General features: G+C 45.9%; 26 protein-coding genes. 6 read left to right on the top strand and 20 right to left on the bottom strand.

The genetic code is table 11. The annotated features are described in order from the left end of the window. Nucleotides 1-22: 22 nt before the first annotated feature. Nucleotides 23-1270 carry an NRAMP family divalent metal transporter gene (locus ACO1PK_RS06135; RefSeq protein ID WP_423187791.1) on the bottom strand — a complete coding sequence of 416 codons (1248 nt, stop codon included), beginning with the start codon at nucleotides 1268-1270 and terminating at the stop codon, nucleotides 23-25. Nucleotides 1271-1375: 105 nt separating this feature from the next. Between ACO1PK_RS06135 and ACO1PK_RS06140 the strand changes: the two genes are divergently transcribed. Next, nucleotides 1376-1645 carry a hypothetical protein gene (locus tag ACO1PK_RS06140; protein ID WP_423187792.1) on the top strand — a complete coding sequence of 90 codons (270 nt, stop codon included), beginning with the start codon at nucleotides 1376-1378 and terminating at the stop codon, nucleotides 1643-1645. Next, on the top strand, nucleotides 1642-1887 hold the full coding sequence (locus tag ACO1PK_RS06145; protein ID WP_423187793.1) for a GNAT family N-acetyltransferase: 246 nt from the start codon (nucleotides 1642-1644) through the stop codon (nucleotides 1885-1887). The genes ACO1PK_RS06140 and ACO1PK_RS06145 overlap by 4 nt, the downstream gene beginning before the upstream one ends. A 128-nt stretch (nucleotides 1888-2015) precedes the next feature. On the opposite strand, the gene ACO1PK_RS06150 is transcribed toward ACO1PK_RS06145, so the two are convergent. Together ACO1PK_RS06150 and ACO1PK_RS06155 are read right to left on the bottom strand one after the other, a co-directional pair. Next, nucleotides 2016-4853, bottom strand: coding sequence for a M16 family metallopeptidase (locus tag ACO1PK_RS06150; RefSeq protein WP_423187794.1), 2838 nt, complete (start codon nucleotides 4851-4853; stop codon nucleotides 2016-2018). A gap of 106 nt (nucleotides 4854-4959) precedes the next feature. Further along, nucleotides 4960-5406, bottom strand: a complete 447-nt coding sequence (locus ACO1PK_RS06155; RefSeq protein ID WP_423187795.1) for a MarR family winged helix-turn-helix transcriptional regulator — start codon at nucleotides 5404-5406, stop codon at nucleotides 4960-4962. Nucleotides 5407-5563: 157 nt separating this feature from the next. On the opposite strand from ACO1PK_RS06155, the gene ACO1PK_RS06160 reads away from it, so the two are divergent. Beyond that, the gene (locus ACO1PK_RS06160; RefSeq protein WP_423187796.1) at nucleotides 5564-5980 is read left to right on the top strand and encodes an organic hydroperoxide resistance protein; all 417 of its coding nucleotides are present in this window, start codon (nucleotides 5564-5566) and stop codon (nucleotides 5978-5980) included. Between the two features lie 115 nt (nucleotides 5981-6095). Here ACO1PK_RS06160 and yjjX read toward each other — a convergent pair whose 3' ends face one another. Next, entirely contained in the window at nucleotides 6096-6611 is a 516-nt protein-coding gene (yjjX, locus tag ACO1PK_RS06165) for an inosine/xanthosine triphosphatase (protein WP_423188173.1), read from the bottom strand. Nucleotides 6612-6676: 65 nt separating this feature from the next. Between yjjX and ACO1PK_RS06170 the strand changes: the two genes are divergently transcribed. Then, on the top strand, nucleotides 6677-7201 hold the full coding sequence (locus ACO1PK_RS06170; RefSeq protein WP_423187797.1) for a hypothetical protein: 525 nt from the start codon (nucleotides 6677-6679) through the stop codon (nucleotides 7199-7201). Between the two features lie 5 nt (nucleotides 7202-7206). Then, on the top strand, nucleotides 7207-7980 hold the full coding sequence (locus ACO1PK_RS06175) for a substrate-binding periplasmic protein (RefSeq protein ID WP_423187798.1): 774 nt from the start codon (nucleotides 7207-7209) through the stop codon (nucleotides 7978-7980). A 70-nt stretch (nucleotides 7981-8050) separates the two neighbouring features. On the opposite strand, the gene ACO1PK_RS06180 is transcribed toward ACO1PK_RS06175, so the two are convergent. From ACO1PK_RS06180 to ilvG, 6 genes are all read right to left on the bottom strand, one after another. Then, nucleotides 8051-9367 (bottom strand): TonB family protein, encoded by a 1317-nt coding sequence (locus tag ACO1PK_RS06180; RefSeq protein WP_423187799.1) that lies wholly within the window; start codon nucleotides 9365-9367, stop codon nucleotides 8051-8053. Between the two features lie 161 nt (nucleotides 9368-9528). Then, a complete protein-coding gene (locus ACO1PK_RS06185; RefSeq protein ID WP_423187800.1) occupies nucleotides 9529-9729 on the bottom strand; it encodes a ribosome alternative rescue factor ArfA in 201 nt (66 codons plus the stop codon). Nucleotides 9730-9872: 143 nt separating this feature from the next. Next, nucleotides 9873-11441, bottom strand: coding sequence for a threonine ammonia-lyase, biosynthetic (gene ilvA, locus ACO1PK_RS06190; RefSeq protein ID WP_423187801.1), 1569 nt, complete (start codon nucleotides 11439-11441; stop codon nucleotides 9873-9875). A gap of 188 nt (nucleotides 11442-11629) precedes the next feature. Further along, on the bottom strand, nucleotides 11630-13480 hold the full coding sequence (ilvD, locus tag ACO1PK_RS06195) for a dihydroxy-acid dehydratase (protein ID WP_423187802.1): 1851 nt from the start codon (nucleotides 13478-13480) through the stop codon (nucleotides 11630-11632). Between the two features lie 32 nt (nucleotides 13481-13512). Next, nucleotides 13513-13767, bottom strand: coding sequence for an acetolactate synthase 2 small subunit (gene ilvM / locus ACO1PK_RS06200; RefSeq protein WP_423187803.1), 255 nt, complete (start codon nucleotides 13765-13767; stop codon nucleotides 13513-13515). Then, a complete protein-coding gene (gene ilvG / locus ACO1PK_RS06205; protein WP_423187804.1) occupies nucleotides 13767-15413 on the bottom strand; it encodes an acetolactate synthase 2 catalytic subunit in 1647 nt (548 codons plus the stop codon). The genes ilvM and ilvG overlap by 1 nt, the downstream gene beginning before the upstream one ends. Before the next feature lie 441 nt (nucleotides 15414-15854). Here ilvG and ACO1PK_RS06210 point away from each other — a divergent pair, with 441 nt between their 5' ends. Then, nucleotides 15855-16097: a DUF1289 domain-containing protein gene (locus ACO1PK_RS06210; protein ID WP_423187805.1), complete on the top strand. Its 243-nt coding sequence runs from the start codon at nucleotides 15855-15857 to the stop codon at nucleotides 16095-16097. Nucleotides 16098-16212: 115 nt separating this feature from the next. Here ACO1PK_RS06210 and ACO1PK_RS06215 read toward each other — a convergent pair whose 3' ends face one another. The 10 genes from ACO1PK_RS06215 to ACO1PK_RS06260 all read right to left on the bottom strand — a co-directional run bounded on the left by ACO1PK_RS06215 (nucleotide 16213) and on the right by ACO1PK_RS06260 (nucleotide 26861). Then, nucleotides 16213-18060 carry a DUF4105 domain-containing protein gene (locus ACO1PK_RS06215; protein WP_423187806.1) on the bottom strand — a complete coding sequence of 616 codons (1848 nt, stop codon included), beginning with the start codon at nucleotides 18058-18060 and terminating at the stop codon, nucleotides 16213-16215. 68 nt (nucleotides 18061-18128) lie between these two features. Next, the gene (locus tag ACO1PK_RS06220; protein ID WP_423187807.1) at nucleotides 18129-18611 is read right to left on the bottom strand and encodes a DUF3015 family protein; all 483 of its coding nucleotides are present in this window, start codon (nucleotides 18609-18611) and stop codon (nucleotides 18129-18131) included. A gap of 120 nt (nucleotides 18612-18731) precedes the next feature. Beyond that, nucleotides 18732-19427 (bottom strand): 16S rRNA pseudouridine(516) synthase RsuA, encoded by a 696-nt coding sequence (rsuA, locus tag ACO1PK_RS06225; protein WP_423187808.1) that lies wholly within the window; start codon nucleotides 19425-19427, stop codon nucleotides 18732-18734. Between the two features lie 158 nt (nucleotides 19428-19585). Continuing rightward, on the bottom strand, nucleotides 19586-20347 hold the full coding sequence (cysQ, locus tag ACO1PK_RS06230) for a 3'(2'),5'-bisphosphate nucleotidase CysQ (protein WP_423187809.1): 762 nt from the start codon (nucleotides 20345-20347) through the stop codon (nucleotides 19586-19588). Next, nucleotides 20335-20952, bottom strand: a complete 618-nt coding sequence (cysC, locus tag ACO1PK_RS06235) for an adenylyl-sulfate kinase (RefSeq protein WP_423187810.1) — start codon at nucleotides 20950-20952, stop codon at nucleotides 20335-20337. Before cysC ends, cysQ begins: the two co-directional genes overlap by 13 nt. A gap of 71 nt (nucleotides 20953-21023) precedes the next feature. Beyond that, complete coding sequence (cysG, locus tag ACO1PK_RS06240) at nucleotides 21024-22445, bottom strand: siroheme synthase CysG (RefSeq protein WP_423187811.1); 1422 nt, start codon at nucleotides 22443-22445, stop codon at nucleotides 21024-21026. Between the two features lie 246 nt (nucleotides 22446-22691). Continuing rightward, nucleotides 22692-24236 carry an alkyl hydroperoxide reductase subunit F gene (gene ahpF / locus ACO1PK_RS06245; protein WP_423187812.1) on the bottom strand — a complete coding sequence of 515 codons (1545 nt, stop codon included), beginning with the start codon at nucleotides 24234-24236 and terminating at the stop codon, nucleotides 22692-22694. Between the two features lie 179 nt (nucleotides 24237-24415). Next, nucleotides 24416-24982, bottom strand: coding sequence for an alkyl hydroperoxide reductase subunit C (gene ahpC, locus ACO1PK_RS06250; RefSeq protein WP_423187813.1), 567 nt, complete (start codon nucleotides 24980-24982; stop codon nucleotides 24416-24418). A 259-nt stretch (nucleotides 24983-25241) separates the two neighbouring features. Beyond that, a complete protein-coding gene (locus ACO1PK_RS06255) occupies nucleotides 25242-25982 on the bottom strand; it encodes a substrate-binding periplasmic protein (RefSeq protein WP_423187814.1) in 741 nt (246 codons plus the stop codon). Nucleotides 25983-26111: 129 nt separating this feature from the next. After that, nucleotides 26112-26861, bottom strand: coding sequence for a phosphoadenylyl-sulfate reductase (locus ACO1PK_RS06260; protein ID WP_423187815.1), 750 nt, complete (start codon nucleotides 26859-26861; stop codon nucleotides 26112-26114). Nucleotides 26862-26907 lie beyond the last annotated feature (46 nt).

Raw genomic sequence — 26907 nt, forward strand, 5'->3', positions numbered from 1 at the left:
GTCGCCGTTTAGCTATACGCTATTAACTCAGCCATCCCAGATACCAAACCAAAAACAGCATAGCAAAACCCAGTAAATAACTTAAGCCAAGCCAACTGAGCCAGGTTAACGCTCTGGAGAGCTTTGGCTGTGCTTGACCGCGCATCAAACTAAAATTTAGCCATGCAAAAACCGGAGTGGTTAAAAATGCCAAGGTCATGGCAAAGGTGAGCATGGGGCCAAGCGCCGAGCGAAAGAACAAAATCACCGCCATGCCGCTTAATGCCTGTAAGACTAACCAACTAGGTAAACTCACGCGATTATCTGGCGCATACCAGCCCAATAAGCGTCCAGATTCATTTAACGATCGAGCATAACCGTCTAGTACGGTAATGGTGGTACCAAACATACACAAAAAGGCAATTAAGGACACGAGTGGCTTGGCCCATTCGCCAATAGTACTGCCATACATTTGCACCAACTGCTGGGCAAAAGCCGCACCCGCTAAAGCAATGGGCTGCTCACTTCCGTATTGCACCAGCGCACCCAAAGACACAAACACCAGCGCTAATGCAGCGGTAACCCAGTAGCCTAAATTGAAGTCAAACAAACCTTGCTGCCGCGTAACAGGCTGTCGATGTTGTTTGGCTTTTAGCCAAAGCGAGCTAATCGCAGAAATTTCGATGGGCGCGGGCATCCAGCCCATCAACGCTACCAAGAAGCCTAACATCGCCAATTGCCAAGGTGACTGGCCAACAAAGTCTGCCGGGGCATTTGCGCCGTTACTGGCGGCAATAATCGCCGCCGTCACTGTTGTCACGGTCAGTAACAGCATAATCAGCTTAGCGACCTTATCTAGCGCCTGATAGTGTCCTAACAGCAAAATCAACAGGCATACCGCTAAAATAAGCCAGCATAATACGGTGATTGATAAACCCCAGGGTAAAGCATGTTGCAGTAAGGCCGCGGTTAGGATCAGTACCCCAGCGGTATTCACCACTGCCGCGACCAGATTCAGTCCCACAAAACAGTAAAAATAGCCTTTGCCTTTACGCTGATACCCTTCTATCAACGACTCGTTATGCTCTAAGGTGTACTGCACCCCAAAGCGGAAAAACGGATACTTTAAAATATTCACCAACAAAATTAACCACAGCAATTGCCAGCCAAATAACGCACCTGCTTGCGTAGACGCCACCAAGTGCGAACCACCAATCGCCGCCGTTGCCATTAAAATGCCGGGGCCCAAGGCCTGCATACGGCCACGCCAAGCTGTAAGAATTTGCTGCATAACCCATCTTGATTGTTGTTATTTCCTGTGCGCTAGCTTAGCCTAAGCAAACTGGCGTTGCATCCAAAGAATCTGTTGCTGTTATATTTATTCGAGGCCTAAATCATGCAAGAAAATGAGTTAACCGATCAGGACACGCTGATTGAAGTATTAGAAAATCAGCTTGCCGATAATTATCCAAAAGAAGTGACGGCAACCTTGATGCGCTTGCGCATGACCGGGCATAGCCGCGAAGCGGCATTAGAGCTGATGGCGTGCGCGCTGGCACCAGAAATGTTTGCAGTGGTTGAGCAACAGCAAAGCTTTAATTTAGAGCGCTATATCGCGCATCTGGCTTTACTGCCAGCGACGCCTTGGTTGGATGAAGCAGTATGAGTAGCGCCGTGATTGAGCATCAAGCCGCTACACAACGTTTTGTATTATCCCAAGATGGCGCTAGCGCCTTGTTGACCTATCAGTTGCAAGGAAAGCAGATCGACTTTAACCATACCTTTGTGCCACCGGAATTCCGAGGCAAAGGCTTGGCCGCTGAGTTGGTAAAACATGGGTTGGCCTGGGCCAATGCTCAAGGCTATCAGATCAGCGCCTCCTGCTCTTATGTACAGCGTTTTATCTAAAGTACCTATAGTTTAAAAATTGACACCTGCGAGAACCAGAAAGAAAACCCCAAACCTGACAACGTTTGGGGTTAACAAAAGGGTAAGGAGAGATAACCTTACCTAGCGCATTACATTAGCACCTTGCATTACAAGGCGAGATCAATAATCGGCAAGTTTAGCTTGGCTAGCTCCGGTTTAAGCTTGTCGGCCTCACCCACGACCACAATTACCATCTCTGCTGGTGACAAATACTGGCTAGCCAAGGCATTCAGTTGCTGCAGCGAAGCTTGCTGTAAAATTTGATTACGCTCACGGGTAAATTCCGGCCCTACCTTAAATTCCAGCATTTGCGCCATAAAGCCTAACTTGGCATTGGGTGTTTCATAACGCAAGGCTTCAGACTGATTTACCGCGCTGCGCATAAAATTCAGCTCATCTGTAGTCATACCGTTTTGCTGATAATTATTAAGCTCTTTTAAGAACTCCTCGATGGACTCGCGGGTCACATCAGCTCGAACCGCCGCACTGGCCGTAAAAAGCCCAACGTGCTGATCACCGCCAAAACCACTGCGCGCGCCATAGGTATAACCTTTATCTTCGCGCAGATTAAGGTTAATGCGGCTGTTAAAATTACCACCCAGCGCGAAATTCATTAAACCGGCACGGTAAAAGTCGCCCGTTAGATCGCGAGGTATAGCGCGGCGCACAATGCGAATTTCTGACTGTGGAGATTGATCTTTATGCACCAGATAGATAGCACCGGCTTGTACCTTAGGTGCCGGTAAATCCAGTTTAAGTGCAGGCGCCTTCCCCTGCCACTGCGGCGCCAATTGCGCTAATAACGGCTGCAATTGCGATTGGGGTAAGTCAGACACGGCCACTAATTGCGCACCTTCTGGTTTCACATAAGCTTGATAAAACGCCTGCACCTGCTCTAAGGTCATGGCCTGTAAACTTTGCTCAGTACCCATGCCCGGTTGACCGGCGATAGTGTCACCAAACATCAGATTACGCACCGCCTGATCCGCCAAAAAGCCCGCATTTTTTTGTGCTTGCGCTAAGGACTGCAAACGTTGCTGCTTAAGGCGATTAAAATCTTCTGCTTTAAAAGCCGGACGTAACAGTTTTTCTTGTACTAATTCCAAAGTTTGCGGCAAGTTACGGCTTAAGCTGCTAATAAACACATTTAGTTCATTGTCTGAAACACTAAAAGATACAGAACTACCCAATAGCTCGAGCGCCATACTCATTTGCTCGGTACTGTAATTTTCTGTACTTTCATTCAGCAAAGACGCCATCATCGCAGCTAAACCGACTTGATCCACCGAGTTATGAAAGCTGCCCGCTGGGATGCGCAGTAAAATAGCCGTGGTTGGGGTTTCATCACTAATGGAGGCTAAAACCTGTACGCCGTTAGCAAGCTGAGTGGTCCAAGTATCGGGTAATAAAATAGCCGGATTAGCACCCGCGGTAGGAACAACAGTACGATCAAAAGTTTGCGCAGCATAGCGCATAGGTAATGGCTCTGACTCGCTCGCAGTAGCTGGATCAAACTGTTGAGGCGTGAAATTATCTGCTGCCGCAATCAAGTCACGCTTACCACGTGGCACCACACTGTTGATCACAGCAGGTTTATTCAGGACATACTGCTGATAAACCCGCATCACATCTTCAGCCGTTACCGCATCAAAGGCAGCTAACACGGTGGCGATACGATCAGGCTCTCCAAAGAAGGTTTCGTTATAAGCTAACTGGCTGACCTTACCGGCGACACTTTGTAAACCAAAGATACTTCGGGCTTCAATACGCGCCTTAGCACGCGCGATATCTTCTGGTTTTACCCCGCGTTCCGCCACTTGCTGTAAGTTTTGCCGTAACAATTGTTCAATCTCGGCTAAATTTTTACCAGAGGCAGGATGTGGCAGCGCACTCATACTAAAAGTACAAGCCAGCTCCATACAGCGATGCCCAGCAGAGGCATTTACCGCAATCTGCGGCCGCACCAAGCTTTGGTAAAGCAAAGAGTTATTACCATTACCCAAGATATCCGCCAGAATATTTAACGCTGCTTCATCGGCATGACCAGCATAAACCGTTGGGAAAGTCATACTTACCAGCGGCAAATGCACATTGTCTTCCATCGAAACATATCGATCAGCTGTCAGCTGTGCCGGAGCTTTCGCCATTTTTTCAACCGCTGGCCCTGCCGGAATGGTGCCGAAGTACTTTTGCACCATGGGTAATACTTCTTCCGCTTTTACCGCACCGCCAATAGTTAAAGTCGCATTATTGGGGCCGTACCAACGTAAGAAAAACTGTTTCAGATCAGGCATGGTAGCGCGGTTTAAATCATCCATATGACCAATTACTGGCCAGGAATACGGATGGCCATAAGGATACAATGCTTGCGCCAGCTGCTCCCAATACCGACCATAAGGCTGGTTATCCACACGCTGCCCACGTTCGTTCTTAACAGTAGATAACTGAATATCAAACTTTTCCTGTGTTACCGAATCTAGGAAATAGCCCATCCGATCCGATTCTAACCACAGCATTTTCTCTAACTGATTAACGGGCACCGTTTGGAAATAGTTAGTTCTATCGCTATTAGTGGTGCCGTTTAAAGTACCACCGGCTTCAGTAACATATTTAAAATGCATTTCAGGGCCGACATTGTCTGAGCCTTGAAACATCATATGTTCAAAAAAATGCGCAAAACCGGATTTACCGAGCTCTTCGCGTGCTGAGCCGACATGATAGGTCACATCAACATGCACTAAAGGATCTGAGTGATCTTCATGGATAATTACTGTTAGGCCATTGTCGAGTTGGTATTTTTTATATGGCAGACTAATTTCATTATCTTGTTGGGATTTGGTCGTAACTAGCTTAATACCAGCGGGCAAAGTTGTTTGTGGCTGGCCAGTGCAACCGGCTATACCCAGTGCAACCAGCAAGGCCAAGGAAAGGGCAGAATATTTCAAAACAAGCTCCTAAGCTAAAAATTAACCTTTCGATTAAACCAGTTAGGGCTGTTATTGAAAACCTTACAGATGTAACAAAATATATCTGAATGTGATCAGCTAACACCTAGCGACACGCCTCCAGTTGCTGTAACTGCTGCAGCAACTGCTGCGCTTGTTCACGTAACGCTAGCAGCTGAGTATCTGGCATTGCCACCTGACAGCGCAAAGCAGGCATAACGCTAGCGACTTCAGCTTCTAAATGCTTACCTTCCGCTGTTAATAATACCTTTTTAACACGTTCATCAGTGTTATCGCTAACTCGCTTTAGCCAGCCCTTTTGCTCCAACTTCTTTACTAACGGCGTTAAGGTACCAGAATCAAACAACGTAACCGCACCAAGCTGCCCCAGACTGATATTATCTTGCTGCCAGAGCGCCAGCAGCACCACGTACTGTGGATAAGTTAGATCAAATGGCTGTAACAAAGGACGATATAAGCGCATCATGGCATTATTAGCGCTATAAAGCGCAAAACAAACCTGTTGTGGTAACGGCAAGGTTTTAGCTGTCATCAGCAAGAGTTCCCAAGGTGAGTAAAAAAATGCTGACACATTATAACGAAAGCATGCAATTGACGCACAATAATCTTTCGCATAATAATCTTGCACGCAAGATTAATTACGGATAATATGCTCGGGTAATTAACGTTAACCTTAAAGGGGTGTCAAGATGGATATACTGTACAAAGCTGTAGTGACCGCGACAGGTGGTCGTGATGGGCAAGCGCAATCAGATGATGGTCTACTACACACTAAACTGGCAGCGCCTAAAGCACTAGGTGGTAAAGGCGATGCCACTAACCCAGAGCAACTTTTCGCTGCCGGTTATGCCGCCTGCTTTATTGGCGCATTAAAATTTGTGGCGGGTCAAAGTAAGCAAAGTCTCCCTGCCGATACGACCATTCGTGCCGAAGTCGGTATTGGTAAAATCGAAGGTGGCTTTGGGTTAGATGTGGATTTATTTGTTAATCTACCGGGTTTACCCGCAGAGCAAGCAGAACAACTGGTTGCTGCTGCGCATCAGGTCTGCCCATATTCGAATGCCACGCGCGGTAATATTGCAGTAAGCTTACACACAGCGGTTTAAGCCTTAGGCTGAGCTTGATAGGGTGAAGGCATCGTTGTTAACGTCACGACTACCCGCAACCAAGCAGGCACAAGCGAGCATCTCGTTTGCGTCTGCTGATTTCGTCACGCCAGTGTTAAAACCACTCAGGGTTTAAGAATGGGATCAATGCCAGCGTCAACGCTTGTTGATACACACCGCTGCGACTAAGACGGTTATGGGTTAACAAGCCTATCGCACCTCCCGCTTGTTTAATATTTTGGGTGCCAAATAACTCATCCATCACATCTCCCAGCTCCTGCCCTTGCTCTAAGGCTTGCAGTGCAGCCTTGGGTAACATTAAACTGGCCGAACGCGCCTTCCCCAACTGAGCTTGATGTTCAATCAGCATCCAAGCAAAGGTCATATCACCATCTAAACCCGCTTCAATGGCGACATAAAAATCTGCGCTAGCTTGCTGCTTTAATGCCATTAACCGATTCTTTGCGCCAGCATAGGTTTCTTCGCTAGTCAGAGGTTGATCCGCTACGCCAGAGGGAACGCTGATGCCGCTGACCCTGATAGCTTGCTCGGGGAAGTTAACCTGAAAACATTGTTCTACCGCCCGGATTTTTGCCGGATTTGCAGAAGCGACAATCACTTGCCAAATCATCATTTAACCTTTAGCTTATTCTTTGATAAGGTATTTTAACATATTGCTTTTGTTAGGGGTTATTGATGCTGAACCAATCATATCAAGAGCAGCAAAGCTTCCGTTATACATGGGGTTACTGGCTTTGCTTCGCCATTTGCTTGTTATTAGTGTTTGGCTGTTGGCAACAATTTATTACACAACAACCCTTTGGCAACAAACCCGCGCCTGATCTGTTACTGCTTTTGTTGAGTTTGCTAATGCTATCCTTATTAGCAACTCTGCATTTTTCAAGTTTACAACTCCATCTTAACTATGAAACGTTAAAGGTACGCTTTTTACCTTTTTTTAGAACTTGGCGAATCCATAAATGGCAAGATATTCAATCTGTAAACGTTGTCGCCTATTCACCCATTGCAGATTTTGGTGGCTGGGGTATCAGAGGCAATAAAAGCTACCGCTGCTATAATGTCATTGGCAACCAAGGCTTACGAGTGAAATTTAAAACTGGACATACTTTGCTTATTGGTACTCAGCAGGCAGCTAAGCTTAATTCATGGTTAGCACAGCATCAGTTAAACCTAACTGAGAACACACAAAATATTGGGTGACTAACTTGCCGAAATACTTACTTACCGCCTGTTGGCTGCTTGGTTTTAGCACTTTGCTTAATGCCTGCGAGCTCACTATGCAGGCACAACATTTCCCGCCCCGTTTTATCAAAGATGCCGACGGTAACTGGACAGGCTATAACATTGAGCTTTTTCAAGCACTCGCAACCGAACTGGGCTGTACCAGCCAGTTTTTAGAAACACCGTGGGGCCGCTCTATGCAGTTGCTGGCAGCAGGGGAATTAGACGCGATGAGCAATGTGTCTTACAACGAACAACGCGCAGAGTTTGCCTATTTTATTGGGCCGCATCAACAAGAACAGGTCATGCTGGTAACCAATCTAAGACCAGCACCATTGAAAACCGCATTGGCCGATTTAGTAAATGGCCACAATCTGATCGCCGTTATGCAGGGCATTTATTATGGTAAAGCCTTTGAGGAAGCGCTTCAGACACAAAACGGTTTTCGCGAGCGGCTTATTTTTGTCACTATTAATCAGCAAAAACTCGCGTTGTTTTTAAGTGGGCGGGTGCAATATATGCTAGAGGATCAACTTAATCTGCAACAGCTTTACCTTAACAATACTTTAGATCCCGAACGACATAAGGCTTTATTTACACTTTATGAAAACCCAGTATTTTTTGCTTTTAGTAAACAAAGCGTACATCAATTCAGTCAGGAAAAACTTGCAACAGCTTGGCAAACATTGCTAGACAGTGGACAGCAGCAACAGTTACAACAAAAATACTTTGCTGCGGAAAGCCACCGCGATAACTAAAAATTGACTATCGCGGTGTTATTTAAGAGAGTAACGTTGTCAGAAAAAGTTGTGCAAGCAAGGCTATAAACTACATAAATTGCTGCTTCATCTCTGCTGCCGGTTTATAGTTTTTTGCGATCGCTTGTTCTAATAACTGTAAACCACGCTCACGCTGCCCCTCCAGTATCAATCGAGTGCCAGTCCAGGCTAACACTTGGGCATCTTGCTGACTAAGTAAGTAATGTTCCCATTCTTTATCATAGGCAGCCATAATGCGTTGCGCTTCAAGACTGCCATTTTTAGCAGCTTGCTCCCACCAATAACGACCAGACATCGCAAAAGAGGTTTCTATTAATGGCGAGACATAAATGCGTTTGTTATTCGAGTCGCTGCGCCGAACTAATCGATATTTATCTGCTTCAATTTTACCACTTAGCTTTAAGCCCACTAAATTTTTAGTAACACTGCGCGCATCAAAATCCCCCTTAATTTGCTCAAGGATAGTGCCGTCTTTCGCCACTGTTACTTCAGCAACACCCCAGAAATCGTCAAAATCGGCTTTTATCTTTGCGCGACTTTCAAAAATAGAAAAATCTGCATCATCACTGACAGGTAATTCGCCATTAAACCGATAGCTATTACCACTTTGTATTTCCACTAAAGACAACAGCATGCCAAGAGCTAACTGATGTTGCGGCGAGCCGGCCACGGCATAGGGCCACAAATTAAGTTTAGTCACGGCATCTTCAACAGCAGTAACCTTAACACCGCCCTCCAAAGAATAGTCTAATCGTACTTGCATTAGATGCTTCTGCTCACTTGGCTCATAGCGCCAATTTTTTACCGCTCTCACTGCAGAACGCTCAAACACATTTTTAGGATAAGCATCTATGGTATCGATGGCCGTAACCTTGCCGTCTTCATCCACTAAAAACCGTAAAGCAACGTAACCAAACTGACCTTTTTTAGCTGCGCTGAGTGGGTATTCAGGCGGAACACGCTTGATGGGTTCAGGCATATTGAGGTCATAAGATTGCTGTAAGTCCGAGCCGCTAATCACCACCTGTTGCTTTAACGCTTCAAAACGTTGATAAGCCAGCTCTAATTGTTGCGCCGAAGCGGAATCAACCAACTTAGGTAATAATGCTTTGGCTTGCGGGTGTTTGAGTTCAATAGCTAACATAAAATAAGCTATTGCCTCACTGAGATCTTTTTCCTGCCCCTCACCTTGGAAGGCCATTGCGCCTAGATTAAAAGCGGCAATTTCATTTCCCAAGGGTAATAAATTACTAAAATGCTGCTGCGCTTGTAAGTAATCTTTATTTTCATAAGCTTTCAGCGCTTCCAGCATATCTGCCTGTGCCGCGTTACAACTTAATAAAATTGCTAAAACCCATTTTTTCATTGCAGATCCCTTGTAATGTTAAGCGATAGGATCGCAATATAGTATTTTTGTAACTATTGTCACAAGCCATTTATGGTTTTTTAAGGGCGAACTTAACGTTTTTTTAAAAATGCGCTGGCAAGACAGCAAGTAGTAGGCGGGAAATCTGCTAAAAAATAACGCTATGGCAACCATTTGCTGTCAGCGCCACTTAAAACAACAAGGGCGTAATCTTTTGAATTACGCCCTTTGCGGTTGTAGGAGCCTTTGCCCTTTTTCGCTTTTACCACTCGCGGTTGAAACAACTTGCTGGTGACTAAAGCTTTTAATGCATTATCGCGAATTTCCCCGCGGCCATGCTCGGTTGCCGCTTGTTTACTCATCTATCTTCTCCTGTGTAAAAAACCTACAAAGACTAACTACAAACTAAGACTGCCGCAAGTGACATAAGTTCCTAGCCAACCATCAAAGCCGCAGCCGCAGCCGCACCGCCAAGCTTAATCAAGCAGATGCGGCAGACAACAGACTAACCCGCAGTTAAAAACGTCTGGTAGCTGCGGTTATGGCTGACTTGCTGGTACTGATAGCCTAACCTATCCAAGTAAGTTGCAATATCATGATGGTTAGCAACCTCAAAGCCTGCCAGTACATCGCCAGTGGCAGCACCGTGGTTACGATAGTGAAACAAGGTAATATTCCAGTGTTCGCCTAAGGTGTTTAAAAAATTCATTAAAGCCCCAGGGTATTCTGGAAAATTAAACTGGTACACTTGCTCTTGTAATTCACGCGGTGGCATACCGCCGACCATATGTCGTACATGCAGTTTGGCAAGTTCGTCATCCGACAAATCTTGATAAGCATAACCAGCATCACTTAACAGCTTAGTCACGGTATCGAGCTCTTGCTGACCATGCCGCAGTTTAATTCCGACAAAAATATGGGCTTTACGATCGCTAGCATAGCGGTAGTTAAACTCAGTAATAGCTCGGCCACCTAATGTCTGGCAGAACCGCCGGAAACTGCCTTTTTCTTCAGGAATCGTTACTGCAAAAACCGCTTCTTTTTTCTCACCCAACTCGCAGCGCTCCGACACATAACGCAGCGTATCAAAGTTTAAATTCGCGCCACTTAACACAGCAGCATACTGCTGCGGCTTAGGTAAAGTACTGTTGTTTAGACGCTGGCTATATTTTTTTAACCCTGCCAAGGCTAAGGCACCTGCCGGCTCGGCAACCGCGCGTAGATCATCAAAAATATCTTTGATAGCAGCACAGATTTCATCACTGCTGACGGTCACCACTTCATCGCAAAAACGTTTCGCTAAGTTAAAATTCTCTGTACCGATCCGCTTTACCGCCACGCCATCGGCAAATAGCCCCACCCGCTCCAACGTGACCGGCTCACCGGCGGCCATGGCCGCTTTTAAGCAGGCAGCATCTTCTGGCTCAACGCCAATGACTTTAACATGCGGTTGAATGGCTTTAATGTACACCGCCATGCCAGCCATTAAACCACCGCCGCCGACCGGAATAAACACCGCATCGAGCTGATTATGTTGGCTTAATAGCTCTTTCGCCACCGTACCTTGCCCAGCAATCACATCGGCATCATCAAAAGGCGGAATATAAATCGCACCTTCGGTTTTTGCTTTATTAATGGCGAAACTGTTAGCTTCATCAAAAGCTGTACCATGCAACACCACATTGCCCCCCAAAGCCCGCACCGCGGCAACTTTGATCTCTGGTGTGGTTATCGGCATAACAATAGTGGCATGTAAACCGAGTTTACTGGCCGACAGCGCCACACCCTGCGCATGATTACCCGCCGACGCACATACCACGCTGGCATTTGGGCTTTGTAATTTCACTTTATGCAGCTTATGAAAAGCACCGCGCAGTTTAAATGAATAGACCGGTTGCTTATCTTCGCGCTTTAACAGTACCTGATGTCCCAGCCGCTTGCTCAGCTTTAGCATCTCATCCAGCGGCGTTTCCACCGCGGCCTGATACACCGGCGACAGCAAAATTTCCCGCAGATACTGCTGCATGACCTCAGTATCGCTTTGTGCTGTTTGTGCTATTGCCAGGTTATTCATTATTACTCCACTACTTCATTCATCTTGTTGCTTGTGCCATCGGATACACTGAAGTCTCAAGCGACGACAGGTAACAGCTAAGCGGGGCGTGTCCGGCATGGATGCCGGACAGGAGACTATAGGGACATATTCACGGCGTCCCCGCGTGTTGTTACCTGTCAGAGCCAACACCAGCCTCATCTGATGGTTCAGCTTTCAAGCTTCGACACATCTCTTACCGCACCTTTATCCGCACTACTCGCCAGCAGCGCATAGGCCTTTAACGCCGTACTCACCACCCGCTGCCGGTTCTCAGGCTTCCAGGCTTTGGTGCCTTTCGCTTGCATCGCTGCACGACGCACAGCCAGCTCTTCATCGCTAACTGCCACGGCAATTTTGCGATTTGGAATATCAATCTCAATCCGATCGCCTTCGGCAATTAAGGCGATAGTGCCACCACTGGCGGCTTCTGGGGAAACGTGACCAATCGACAGGCCAGAAGTGCCACCGGAGAAGCGGCCATCGGTAATCAAAGCACAGGCTTTGCCTAAGCCCATCGATTTTAAGTAACTGGTGGGATACAGCATTTCTTGCATGCCTGGGCCACCTTTCGGACCTTCGTAACGGATGATGACCGCGTCGCCCGCTACCACCTGACCACCTAAAATAGCCGATACCGCATCATCCTGACTTTCAAAAATACGCGCACGACCGCTAAACACCAAATTTTCTGGTTCTACACCTGCCGTTTTGACGATACAGCCATTTGGCGCTAAGTTACCGAATAACACCGCTAGGCCGCCATCTTGCGAGTAAGCATTGGCTTTATCACGGATACAACCTTCAGCCCGATCGTCATCTAAAGAGGGATAACGACAATTTTGTGAAAAGGCTTGGGTCGTGCGGATCCCTGCTGGCCCAGCCATATAAAACTGCCGTACTTTCTCATCGGTAGTGGTTTTGATATCCCATTTTTCCAACACTTCTGCCAGCGATTTACCCGCAACGTGAGGAGTATTCGGGTTTAACAAACCGGCACGGTTAAGCTCGGCCAAAATACCGATTACGCCACCGGCACGATGCACATCTTCCATATGGTATTTTTGGGTAGAAGGCGCGACCTTACTTAAATGCGGCACAATGCGCGATAAGCGATCAATATCCGCCATCGTAAAGTCGACTTCCGCTTCAATCGCTGCCGCCAATAAATGCAGTACGGTGTTGGTTGAGCCACCCATAGCAATATCTAGCATCATGGCGTTTTCAAAGGCGATTTTATTGCCAATATTTCTCGGTAAAGCACTGGCATCGTTGTCTTTGTACCAACGGTTACACAGCTCCATAATCCGGAAACCCGCTTGCACAAACAGCTCTTTACGATCGGCATGGGTGGCCAATAAAGAGCCATTGCCCGGTTGCCCTAAGCCTAGGGCTTCCACCAAACAGTTCATGGAGTTGGCAGTGAACATGCCCGAACAGCTACCACAGGTCGGGCAGGCACTTTTTTCGATCTGTTCACTTTGCTCGTCACTCACTTTAGGATCAGCTGCGGATACCATGGCATCGACTAAATCAAGCTTAATAATTTGGTCGGACAGTTTGGTTTTACCGGCTTCCATCGGCCCACCAGAAACAAAGATCACAGGAATGTTTAAGCGCATTGCAGCCATTAACATGCCTGGAGTAATTTTGTCGCAATTCGAGATACAGACCATGGCATCAGCACAATGCGCATTAATCATATATTCCACAGAATCAGCAATAACCTCGCGTGATGGCAGGCTATACAACATGCCTCCATGCCCCATCGCAATACCATCATCCACCGCTATGGTATTAAATTCTTTGGCGATACCACCGGCTTCGACAATACTACCTGCGACGAGCTTACCGAGATCCCTTAAATGCACATGGCCCGGTACAAACTCCACAAAAGAGTTTACGACAGCGACGATTGGCTTACCGAAATCGGTATCTTTTACGCCCGTAGCGCGCCACAGGGCTCTAGCACCGGCCATATTGCGGCCTTCGGTAACGGTTGCGGATCTTAACTTAGGCATGATATTGGTCCTGTTTACTATTATAAAATTTGTTAGGCGCTTAACACCGCGACATCCGCAGTGGCTAACTGCAACTGCTGCACATCATAAAGTTTCACTAATTGATTGGTGAGCAAACTAATCGGTTTGTCACTGTGTACTTTCAGCGTAATTTGCATGCCGGCGCGATCGGTTAACGGCGTTAACTCTAAGCCGGCAAGCTGGTAACCACGATAGCGGGTAACCTGTAATAAACGTTCAACTACGCTGGCTTCGTTACTGGTGGTGATGGTTAGGGTATGCTGCATTAGTTAGTCTCCGTCAACATATCTTCATTCGCGGCACCTGGCGGTACTAATGGCCAGACGTTGTCTTTTTCATCAATTCTTACATGCAGTAAGTAAGGACCTGGCCAGGTAAACATAGCATCCAAGGCACTTTCTACTTCATCTTTGCGGGTTATGGTGTGGCCGGGTATAGCAAAAGCAGCAGCTAATGCCACAAAATCTGGGTTATCCGATAAATCGGTTTCACTGTAGCGTTCATTAAAAAATAGCTGTTGCCATTGCTTCACCATGCCTAAACGCTGGTTATCCACAATCACAATTTTTACCGGTAAGCGAAAACGTTTAATGGTCCCCAGCTCCTGCACATTCATCATAAAGGAGCCATCGCCACTGACGGCAATAACGGTATCTTGTGGCCGGGCTAACTTCGCACCGATGGCGGCGGGCAAACCAAAGCCCATGGTGCCTAAACCGCCGCTGGATAAATGATTACGCGGGCTATTAAAACGCATATGTTGCGCAACCCACATTTGGTGCTGGCCTACATCACAGCACACCACGCTATTATCAGGCATGCGGTCGCTTAACTGCTTTAACATTAAAGGCGCGAAAATACGCTCACCAGGATGATCGTAGCGCCAGCCATGCTGCTGCTTTAACTGCAAGCAATGTGCTATCCACTCATCACACTGTGTGGGTGCACCCATCGCCGGCAGGATTTGCTGCATATCGCCAACAAGAGCACAATCGGCAAAACGAACTTTGTTGATCTCGGCTGGGTCGATATCCACATGAATCACTTTGGCATGTGGCGCAAATTTAGCTAAATTACCGGTCACGCGGTCATCAAAGCGAGCACCTAAACAAATCAATAAATCGCACTGCTGTACTGCAAGATTAGCCGCTTGTGTACCATGCATACCCAACATGCCTAAATAGTGTGGGTTAGCCCGCGCCACCGAACCATTACCTTTTAAAGTCGTAACAGATGGCATGGGGCTTTCCGCTAAGAATTGCTGTAATTGCGGTAAGGCACCGGCCATATGCACGCCACCGCCAATATAAGCGATAGGCTTTTTCGCCGCAGCGATCAACTGTCTGGCTTTGGCAGCATTTGCCAGCGATGTAGTTAAACGGGGCAGCGGATATTCCGTCCACTCTAATGCAGCAACCTCAGCTAATTGCACGTCTTTGGGGATATCAACAAGTACTGGGCCTGGACGACCACTTCTCGCTAAACGGAAGGCTTCCTGTAAAATTTTCGCCAGTTCGTAGACATCCTTAACCATAAAACTGTGTTTGGTCACACTTAAGCTTAGCCCCAATACATCCACTTCCTGAAAGGCATCGCTGCCCATCACCGCCTGTGAAACCTGACCGGTAATCGCCACTAAGGGCACCGAGTCTAATAACGCATCAGCCAGTGAAGTAATCAGGTTAGTCGCGCCTGGGCCCGAGGTTGCCAAACATACGCCAACTTTGCCAGAGGCACGGGCATAGCCGATAGCAGAGAAAGCACCGCCTTGCTCATGCCGACATAGATAGTGTTTGACGGTACTGTGATAGATGGCATCGTAAATTGGCATAATAGCGCCGCCAGGGTAACCAAAGATGGTGTCTACCCCTTGCTGCTGTAATACCTTTAATACCAATTCTGCGCCATTCATTTGTAACCTCTTGCCTATGTTGTGTTTTTTGCTATTTATCTACTCGTTCTTGGTTTTTCAGTAGCCTAAAAACGAGAAAACCCCCGGTCCTTGCGGAGCGGGGGTTTTGCTGGAAGTCGACTTAATGCGCTTTATCGTTCCAATACACCGCCCCCGCGGAGATTAATAATCACCACGACTACGAGGACAATAATGTTTAGAACAGAGGCTAAACGCATTTATAGTTACTCACTAACTCTTACGGTTAATTGGATAAAATTTGATTACTCAAATTAAGATGCTCTATTAATAGACGTCTATCAGTCTCTAGTCAACCGCTTTTTTCTAAAAATCGCTTTTTAAGTGAAAATAATTAAAATTTGTACAAGTTGCTAGAAAAAACTACAGTAAAAGCTATCGCAGTAAACTCTGTACCAACTTTGCACAGCAACAACAACATTTATGGATCAACTCGAGCTTTTTGACATTGCCAACCCGTGTATCGGGGTATGCCAGAGCAACAATCGCGGTTATTGTCTCGGTTGCCTGCGCTCACGCGAGGAACGCTTTAACTGGCATCAAAAACCTGCCAGTGAGCGCGCTCAAATTTTAGGGTTATTAAAACAGCGACGGGCTCGCCTAACACAAAAGCAACAAAAAATAGAAGTACCAACCGAAGGGTCTTCCTCGCTGGAACTCTTCTAACATATGAAAATGTTGTAAACTAAACAAAACCTCTGCGCAAAAAATAAAAATTTATAATAAATTTAAGCAAGTAATCTTAAAAATTAAAAGGTACAAAGATTTTATTCATGCCGCTCTACCAGTAATAACTAAAGGCAAATCGCAGTTCTGTGCTCCTTAGTTGCTCTATAGACATTCGCATATCCCAATGTCGACTATTCCCAAATCTCTGTTGTACCCGATACCAAGAAAAACTCTTTGCATCAGCATCAAAATAACTGCGATAACCTAACTCTAACTGCATGCGCCAATAGGAATTAAAATCAAAAACTGTACCTATCCTGCTATCGGCTGATAACAAACCGACGCCTTGGCGATTCTGATGCACTCGTCCGTCTTGCATAGCATAAATAACGCCATGTTCTAGCTGCCAAGCCTTACCCAAACCACCTGACAGTTGCACGGTTTCACAATGCCTACATCTTAAATCCTGAGGTGCATAACCAAAGTTCACCTTCCAAGCCAAGCCGCCATCTTCTGGCAAACCAGTTTGTGATAGATTCATATTTTCAATATTAAGCAAATCAAAACGATATAACTGTAAACTACTGTCTTGCAAACGAAGATGCATATCGAACATCGATAACGCTGAAAATAACGCTTTATCTCGGTTCGCCGTTAAAAAATCATAATAGGTTGCTCGAAAACGTAGCTCCAAAGCAGGGCTATAGGCTGTATCAACCCAAGAAATCTGAAATAAAGATGGGTAAGTACTTAAGTGTGGCGGCCGATCATCAAGTATCAGTTGCTTAGGTTTACCACTAGGTAAAGCTAAACGAGCTCTTAGCAATTTATTCTTGTACTGCATAAGCTGAATTGAATCATCTGAAATCTTTAAAAACGCCAAATAATCGAAAAGAATTTCGAGCACTTGGCTTTGATCTGCATTATCCAGACTTTGAAAATCGCTTATCTCTAGATTGTAATTATTAGCAATAACGGCAGAAACCGCCTGCTGAATATTTCTAGTTGCTTGTTTATATCCTTCAACTAGGCGCTTTTGTCGAGAAGGGTGTTGGATAATTTCTGCAACTAATGGCTGGCCATGATGCTCAATTTCCGCTAACCGATGAAAAACACTGATTGGCATTGCATAGGGCTGTCCCTTACTGATTAGCGATTGTTTAACAACCAGCTCTAGTAACTCTGCCATACGAAAAGCACAATTTTCTTTCAAAAAATAATAAACATAATCGCGACCAATTAACTCCCATGCATGAAAAAGCAATTGCTGCACTTCACTTGGAGTAAGTGCCAACTTATATTCCCAAAGATCACGCAGTTCACTTTCGCCATAGGTTTGCGTATTTCGATAGAAATCACCGTAAGAGAAAACCGCGTTATAGCCACCCGTTAAGCCTTTTAAAATATAAATCAACGGGTTTTCATTGTTAGGTACAGCAGCGCCAAAATTGATATTTTGCTGTTGTAATAACCCACGCTTTTCAGCCGAACTGTTGAATTTTAATAGAATATGACCATAAAAAGACGCTGGATTACCCAAGTAACCACTGGCAAAAATTGCGCTAACTGATTCAATTTGCTGTTGATCGCTCCAACTATTGAATAATGTGCATTGCACTTCGGGCAGCAAAGTGGACAACTGTGGTAACTGTTGTTGAAGCCATTTTGAACGTGCAATAAACCGACACTGTGCATGCTCGTTCTCATCGACACCGACAGGAGAAGTTAACGCGTTCAATGTAGCGACGAGTTCGGAATAAGAATCATCAGAGCCTGATAAAAAAAAATCGGGATCGATAATTTCACTCCGCGCCTCAGGATTTTCCTTATGTAATAAGGTTAGCCAATAAGGATCTGTAGCGAGTTTTGCTATGTCAGCTTGCTTATTATGGTAATAATTAGCATTAGCCAAAACTGGAAAAACAATAGCAAAAAGACTGACTATAAAAATAAACTTCATACGAAACTCAGCAGTAATCCAATTAAAAAAACCCGCAATAATGCGGGTTTTTAATTAAAAGCAATAAGTTAGATAATCTGACACTGAGCTGCAAATTTGCTAGAAATAGTATTATCTAGCTGTAAATAATAAGCTTGTGCTTTGCTTGAGTTATCAGTGATTGTAACGTCTAAATCAGCACGTACTTCCTCAATAATTGCAGAATGCGCTGAGGCTTCACAACCCATTAAGTTTAACATTGCCGTTAAATGCTGGCCTTCACCAATAACAGTTTCTTCTTCAATGTTTGTGATAGTGCTATTAATAAATTCAGCAGCAGCAACTTTTAAACCATTACAAGAATCTTGTGAGCTGACATTTGAAGATACAGCTGTTGTACCTAAGTCCCAGATCACATTCGACAGCGCAGCCGCAGTGCCATTATCGTCAAAAATCATTGCGCCAATACCACATTGCTTCCATGGGTTTACTTTTTGTTGTGCATGCACAGCTGGAGCTGTAACCATTGAAAAGGTTAACACTGACGCTGCTGCTAATAACGCTACTTTCATTTTTCCATCTCCATTTTATTTGTGCGTAATTCCCGCGATGGGAAACTAATCCAGCAACAGGTTATTCGTCAACAATTTTTTGCAACGATAATGAAAAATAGTTTAATTTATTATTGCTCACTAATTAATAAGTGCTTTTAGCTCGCTTGGGGCTAATATCCTATATTCTCCTTCTGCCAAATCTTCAGGCAGTTGCAAGCCTCCAATTCGCTCACGGTGTAATTGCTCAACTTTATTTCCTATAGCCGCAAACATCCGTTTTACTTGGTGATAGCGCCCTTCATGAATCGTTAGCAACGCTTCTTGTTCGCCCACAATTTCAAGCTCGGCCGGTTTGGTAGGGTCTTTTTCGCCGCGCAGCATAATCCCCTCAGCAAACTGACTGATAGCTTCAGTAGGAATAGGATCAGCGGTCCAAACGCGATAGGTTTTGGCGACATGATGCTTAGGTGAGGAAAGACGATGCGACCATTGACCATCATCGGTAATCAGTAGCAAACCCGTTGTATCGAGATCCAGCCGCCCCACGGTGTGTAAACGTTCAACTAAAGGCTCGTCTAATAAGGTGAACACGGTCTGATGCTCAGGATCATCATTGGCACATAAAAAACCCGCAGGTTTATGCAGCATAAAATAGCGTAAACCAATGAGCTTAAGTTCAGTACCATCCAGCATTACGGTATCCGAGTCTGCAACTTGGCGCGCGGCTTGTTTAACCAGCTCGCCATTGATCGTTACTAACCCTTGGCGCACACTTTTACCGGCTTGCGAACGAGTTAGGCCGGTGCAATCACATATAAATTTATCTAAACGCATAAGTCACCTATGGTTATGAGGCTGTGTTGAGGTTTACTAAGTGTTTTTACGCTGCGCATAGGTATACCCAAAACACAACAACACACGCTACAGACTGGTAGTGTAACTAACTTTTGCGTTTAGTCCCACAGTCATTGGCAATTCAGAGAGAGAGGGGGTTACGCATCAATAGCCGAAACCACAAAGTATGGGTTTAATAAGCTTTCCCGTTGATAAACAGCTTGTGCCAGCCCTTCAAAACGTACGCTAGCACCCGCTTCTGTTGCTACGATATGACCCGCGCCAGTATCCCATTGCATCGTTGGGCCAAAACGTGGATAAATATCGGCAGCCCCCTCCGCTACCAAACAAAATTTGAGCGAACTGCCCACCGGTACCATTTCGTGTTGTGGAAAGCGTGTAAGATAGTCAGCGAGATCTGGGCTTGGATGACTTCGACTGCCAACCACTCTTACCACCTCTGGCGTAGGACTTACCTGAATCGGCTTTATCTCTGCGGCAGTTTTTAAATAGGCGCCCTGCCCTTTTGCTGCAAAGTACGTTTTACCCAGCACTGGGGCATGCACTACGCCAAGGATCGGCTCGCCGTGCTCAATTAAGGCAATATTGACGGTAAACTCGCCATTACGCTTTATAAACTCTTTGGTGCCATCTAAGGGGTCGACCAACCAATAGCGTTGCCAATGTTGTCTTATTGCCCAGCTAATATCGGCTGCTTCTTCCGATAAAATGGGCGTATCTGGAGTGAGTGCGGTTAAGGCTTTAACAATCAATTGATGAGCGGCTAGATCTGCCGCAGTCAGTGGCGAAGCATCCGCTTTGTCGGTAATATTAAAGTTACTGCTATCTTGCTGATAAACATCCAAAATAGCTTGGCCTGCTTGTTCGGCAATTTCAATTATACTGTTTAAAAATTGCATATCACACCTTTATCTACCAATAACGCTAGCAACTGCTCAACGCTTTGCTCCAGCGTGCTTTCGGCGGTATTAAGTACTAGATCCGGTGCCAAGGGTGCTTCGTAAGGATCGGAAATGCCGGTAAACTGGCGAATTTCGCCGGCGCGCGCCTTTTTGTATAAACCTTTTACATCACGCTGCTCACAGACCTCTAGCGGCGTTGCGATATGGATTTCTAAAAACTTGCCTGACGGAACTAGGCTTTTAACCAACTCGCGCTGGCTGCGATAGGGCGAGATAAAGGCGCTTAGCACCAAAAGTCCAGCATCGACCATCAGCCCTGCGACTGCACCCACCCGTCGTAAGTTTTCGGTACGATCGGCTTCGCTGAAGCCTAAGTCGGCACATAAACCATGACGTACATTATCGCCATCGAGCAAATAGGTATGGATACCTTTCGCCACTAAGGCTTGTTCCAAGGCATTGGCCACCGTGGATTTACCCGAGCCACTTAAGCCAGTAAACCATAATACGGTACTTTGATGACCTTTGATTGCGGCACGCTTTGCTGCGTCAATTTGATAGCTTTGCCATTTTATATGGTTATTTGTAGGCGCTTGGTTCATGGTCTTTACCTAATGATTCTTTGCTAGCTTAGCGGCTAAACTCGTTCCAGTACAGGTGACATTAAAGGCACTTAGGCCAGATTGGTTAATGGCTGGGCAAACACCGCAGCTTTGGGGCGTTGTCCATACCAATGTAACTTAGACTGTAAACTTACCACTTCGCCAATCACCAATAACGCTGGCGAAACCACTTGCTGTTGTGCTACCAGCAAGGCAAGTTCGGCTAAGGTGCCGGTAACCACGCGTTGCTCGCGACGGGTACCGTTTTCAATAATGGCTAACGGTGTGTCGGCTGCACGTCCGGCCGCTAACAGCTGCTGCTGAATATCTGCCGCTTTGATAATCCCCATATAGATCACCAGTGTTTGATTGGGCCGGCTCATACTATGCCAGTCTGGTTCATCACCAGCTTTTCGACAATGCCCCGTTACAAACTGCACACTTTGTGCATGATCGCGATGCGTTAACGGAATACCCGCATAGGCAGCACAGCCGGCGGCTGCGGTAATACCTGGTACCACCTGAAACGGAATCTGTTCTGGTAACAGCGCTTCAATTTCTTCGCCGCCACGGCCAAAGATAAAAGGATCGCCGCCTTTTAAACGACAGACTTTTTTCCCTGCCTTAGCCAATTGCACCAAGAGCGCATTGGTATCTTGCTGCGGCATAGAATGCGCGCCGGCTTTTTTACCGACGCAAATCCGCTCGGCATCGCGGCGCACTAGCTCCATAATTTGTGGCGACACCAGATAATCATAAACCACTACATCGGCCTGTTGCATCAGCTGCAGCGCTTTTAAGGTTAATAGCTCTGGATCACCAGGGCCAGCACCGACAATCCACACCTCGCCTTCACGAGCCGGTTGGGTTTCTAATAAATCGGCTAATCGTTGTTCGGCAGCAGCAGGGCGATTCGCTTCTAACTCCCGCACAACCTCAGAGTCAAACACCCGCTCCCAAAATTGTCGCCGCGCGGCAAAGCCTTGAAACTTGGCTTTTACTTTATCCCGAAAACGACCGACTAATTCTGCTAAAGGCCCAAGATGCTGTGGTAATAAGGTTTCTAACTTTTCACGCAGGCGACGTGCCAGCACAGGCGCAGTACCAAAACTGGAAATCGCAATTAAAATTGGGCTGCGATCGATAATCGACGGGAAGATAAAACCGCATTTAGGCTGATCATCTACCGTATTCACCAGCATATTACGCGCCGTAGCCGCCTCAAACACAGCGGCATTCACGTCGTCATTATCGGTGGCAGCAATCACCAACAACTTACCGTCCAGCAAGTGGGGTTCAAAGTAGCCTTGCAGTAACTCAGCTTTGCCTTCGGCTTGCCAGGCTAAAAACTCCGGTGCAAACTCGGGAGAAATCACGCTAAGCTTAGCGCCAGCACTAAGCAAAGTGCCAGCTTTACGCAGCGCCACACTGCCACCACCCACAATCAGCACGGGTTTATCAGTGAGTTTAACGAACAGGGGTAAATACTGCACAGCCGGTGGCTCCAAGCAAAACAACATCAATAGGGTGTTAGCTTAACTAGCTTATGTAAAATGCGGAAATAGCAAATGATGCTCAGTTATAACTAAAGGCTATCAAAAACCTAATTATTTATACCCAGATATAAAAAAGGCGGCATCCAAAGATGCCGCCAACAGGGATGAGAGAGTATCCCACGCTATGAAGGGGTAACGCTCAGGCTAACCGCAGTGCGCTGTTAACCTGCAGAACAACAAGGCTTATTGACGGATCAAGTAGTCAAAAGCCCCTAGTGAAGCATTGGCACCCGCGCCCATGGCAATAATAATTTGCTTGTATGGGGCAGTGGTTGCATCACCAGCAGCAAACACACCAGGTACTGAAGTTTGACCGCGCTCGTCAACAATAATTTCGCCACGAGGAGACAACTCTACCGCACCACGTAACCACTCGGTATTCGGCACTAAACCAATTTGTACAAAGATCCCAGCTAGCTCAATACGTTTGGCTTCACCCGTTTTGCGATCGGTATAATTAATACCGTTAACGCGCGTACCATCACCGGTCACTTCAGTCGTCTGCGCTTCAGTGATAATGGTGATATTACCCATCGAGTTGGCTTTTTTCACCAGTACTGCATCGGCACGCAGCTCAGCAGCAAATTCCAGCACAGTTACATGTTCAACAATACCAGCTAGGTCAATCGCAGCTTCGATACCGGAGTTACCGCCACCAATAACCGCAACTTTTTTGCCTTTAAACAGCGGGCCATCGCAGTGTGGACAATACGCCACACCTTTACCACGGTATTCCTGCTCGCCGGGTACGTTCATTTCGCGCCAGCGCGCACCAGGGCTTAAAATCACTGTTTTACTTTTTAACACCGCACCATTCGCCAGCTCTAACTCCACCTTATCGGTTTTGCTTAGCTTAACGGCACGCTGGTTATTCATAATATCAACGTTATATTCACGTACATGAGCTTCTAAGCCAGCAACCAACTTAGGACCTTCGGTGTATTGCACTGAAATAAAGTTTTCAATACCTACGGTATCAGCTACTTGACCGCCAAAACGCTCTGCCACAATACCGGTGTTTAAACCTTTACGGGCTGAGTAAATAGAGGCTGCGGCACCTGCTGGGCCACCACCGACGACTAACACATCAAAGTCAGCTTTATTTTTTAGTGCTTCAGCCTGACGTTTCTCGGCGTTGACATCAATTTTTTGGATAATTTTCTCTAAGGTGATGGCACCTTGTGAGAACAACTCGCCATTTAGATAAACCGACGGTACCGCCATAATGTTTTTCGCGGCAACTTCGTCTTGGAACATAGCGCCATCAATCATCACGTTAGTAATGTTTGGGTTAATGGCCGACATAATATTCAATGCTTGCACTACTTCTGGGCAAGTCTGGCAGCTTAATGACACATAGGTCTCAAACTTAAAGCTACCGCTAATGTTTTTGATCTGCTCAATCAGATCCGCTTCTACTTTGATGGGGTGACCACCTGAATGCAGTAAGGCCAGTACTAAAGAAGTAAACTCGTGGCCTAGTGGTACACCGGCAAAAGTAATATGGGTATTTTTCGCAACTGAGCGCACTAACATAGCAGGCTTTCGCTCTGCAACACTGTCATCACGACGCAGAGTCACTAAATTCGATAATTCGGCAATATCATTTGCCAACTGATTTACTTCGGTTGCTTTGGCGCTCTCGTCTAAAGATACCACCAGCTCAACCTCGGTTTTCAGGTTCTGCAGATAAGTTTTTAATTGTTGCTTCAGGTTAGTATCTAACATAACGCTTTCTTCCTCAAAAATTCGGGTTTTCGCATAGCAGCAAAGCAGGGGGGATCAGGCCGGCATTGGCGCCGGCCAGAAACCAAACTTACGTTTGGCAGTGTGAAGCTGGGTTACAGCTTCACGAAGAGGCTGTAACTAGCTAATCACACTGCAGTTGCCTGCATGTTTTCGCAAAATTAGATTTTACCAACTAAGTCTAAAGACGGTGCTAAAGTCGCTTCGCCTGGAGTCCATTTAGCTGGACATACTTCGCCATCGTGGTTAGCTACATACTGAGCCGCTTGTACTTTACGGAACAACTCAGCAGCTGAACGGCCGATACCTAAGTCGTGGATTTCACAAACTTTGATTACGCCTTCTGGGTTGATTACGAAAGTACCGCGTAATGCTAAACCTTCTTCTTCAATCATCACACCAAAGTTGCGAGTAATAGCGCCCGTTGGGTCAGCAATCATTGGGTAGTTGATTTTCTTGATGGTCTCAGACGCATCGTGCCACGCTTTGTGAGTGAAGTGCGTGTCAGTTGATACTGAGTATACTTCTACACCAATCTCTTGGAACTTAGCATAAAAATCAGCTAGGTCGCCCAGTTCTGTAGGACATACAAACGTGAAGTCAGCTGGGTAGAAGCAAACAACAGACCATTTGCCCAGTAAGTCCTGATCCGTTACAGGAACGAATTTACCATCATGGTATGCAGTAGCTTTGAACGGCTTGATTTTGGTATTGATAATAGAAGACATTGTCTTGCTCCTTTGGGTTAATAAAACATGTTGTGTTTCAACTGAGGCCAGTTTACCCAGACCTGTAGTATTTTTAAAACGAATAAAACAAATCATCCTAATCGCTTTAATTGATAAATCTTACGATTAGTTTATACGCTGAAGCGCCCCAAAAGACCAGTAATCAGCATAAAAGTTCGTTTTGGTTGCCTTTGAAATTAGGGCAATCACAGCATATTTCAATGGGAGTGGATGATTTTCTGAGATTTATGTGTCGGGATTATTGCGCTGGCGTAAGAAACTGTTGGGATAATTGCGTAAATTCGCCATTTTTATGTAATTCGTCTAAAGCGGCTTGTAAACGCTGTCGGATCTCAGGGGAAATCTGTTTATTTAATGCTAAATAGTTATGTCCGATTTCTGATAGATTGACTACTGCCTCTACCGCTGTAACGCTGTGTTGATGTTCAGCCAACCAGACGGGCAAGATGAGTTCAGAGGCAATTAATAAATCCAATTTACCGTGCAAGAAAGGTAATACGGCATCTGCTTTGCTATTAAAACGTAATAAGTTTACATCCACTTCAAAGCCTTGATCTTGTAAGTAGATCTCATAAACATCGCCACGAGCAACCCCGACAATAAACTTTTTGGCTTCTTCTAACGAACGCGGAGCAACATCAGAACGGGATTTTAACCAGTACATATGCGCATTTGAATGTGCTAAGGGGCCTATCCATTGAAAGAGTTCTTCACGCTGTGGGTTGCGAGATGTCGAGAACAATCCAGCCTGAGGATCTTTTTGTGCAGCATCAAAAGCTCTTAGCCAAGGCAATAATTGAAAATCACAGGTAATGTTAGCTAACTCGCAACTGCGTCGAACCAGTTCGGCATTTAACCCAGTAATTTTATTATCTTGTTCAAAACTATAAGGCGGGAAATGCTCGGTATACATGACCAACGACTCAGCCTTGCTCCCAAAACACATCAAACCAAAAAGGATAGCGCAAAACCACTTCATATAAGCTAAACGGCCTATTGTTATTATTTCTAATTACTATGGCCGATTTTTGGACATTGTGTTAGTTTCTGCAAAAAAATACTACGTTTATTCAGATCTGATAATCGGTTCTCAGGTGGCGGTTACTGGTTAGATACCATCACCATCAATATGCAAGCCACATTCGCGACCAAAGCCATTAAAACGTGTATCTTCTTCGCTCATCCCAGGTTCAAATTTCACGGTAGAATGGGTATCACCGACCGATAAATAGCCTTGCTCCCACAATGGATGGTAGGGCAGGTTGTGTTCTTTTAAATAATAAAACACATCTTTACTGCTCCAGTCGATAATCGGCTGCACCTTTACCACGCCACGGCTGATTTCAACAATAGCTTTATTGGCACGGGTGCTGCTTTGGCTTCGGCGTAGCCCAGTAAACCAAGTGCCGACATTTAGTTCATATAAAGCACGCTGCATGGGTTCCACTTTGTTTAGCTGGTTATATTGCTTGGTGCCCTCAGCCGTTAACCATAATTGACCATAACGCGCCTCTTGCCACTGTGGGCTAAGTGCCGCGCGATAGACTTGCAAATTCAACCCAAGCCGCTCGGTCAACTGATCAATAAACTGATAAGTTTCTGGGAATAAATAGCCAGTATCCGTTAGCACTACCGGCAGATCCGCTTGCTGCTGCGTGACCAGATGCAGCATTACTGCGGCCTGAATGCCAAAGCTAGAGCTGAGCATAGGACTCGCTGGTAAATGTCCCAGCGCCCAACGCACCCGCTCGTTGGCACTGAGCGGGGTTAACAGCTGATTTATCTCATCCAGCCACTGCTGTTGGGTGGCGCTATCCTGTTGCAAAATCATGCGGTAATCTTCAGCTACAACATTCATATTTACTTCCCTCACCCGGTTACTTACCGCCACAGAACCATAACTA

Source organism: Alishewanella sp. d11 (genome assembly GCF_049390205.1).
Lineage (GTDB): Bacteria > Pseudomonadota > Gammaproteobacteria > Enterobacterales > Alteromonadaceae > Alishewanella.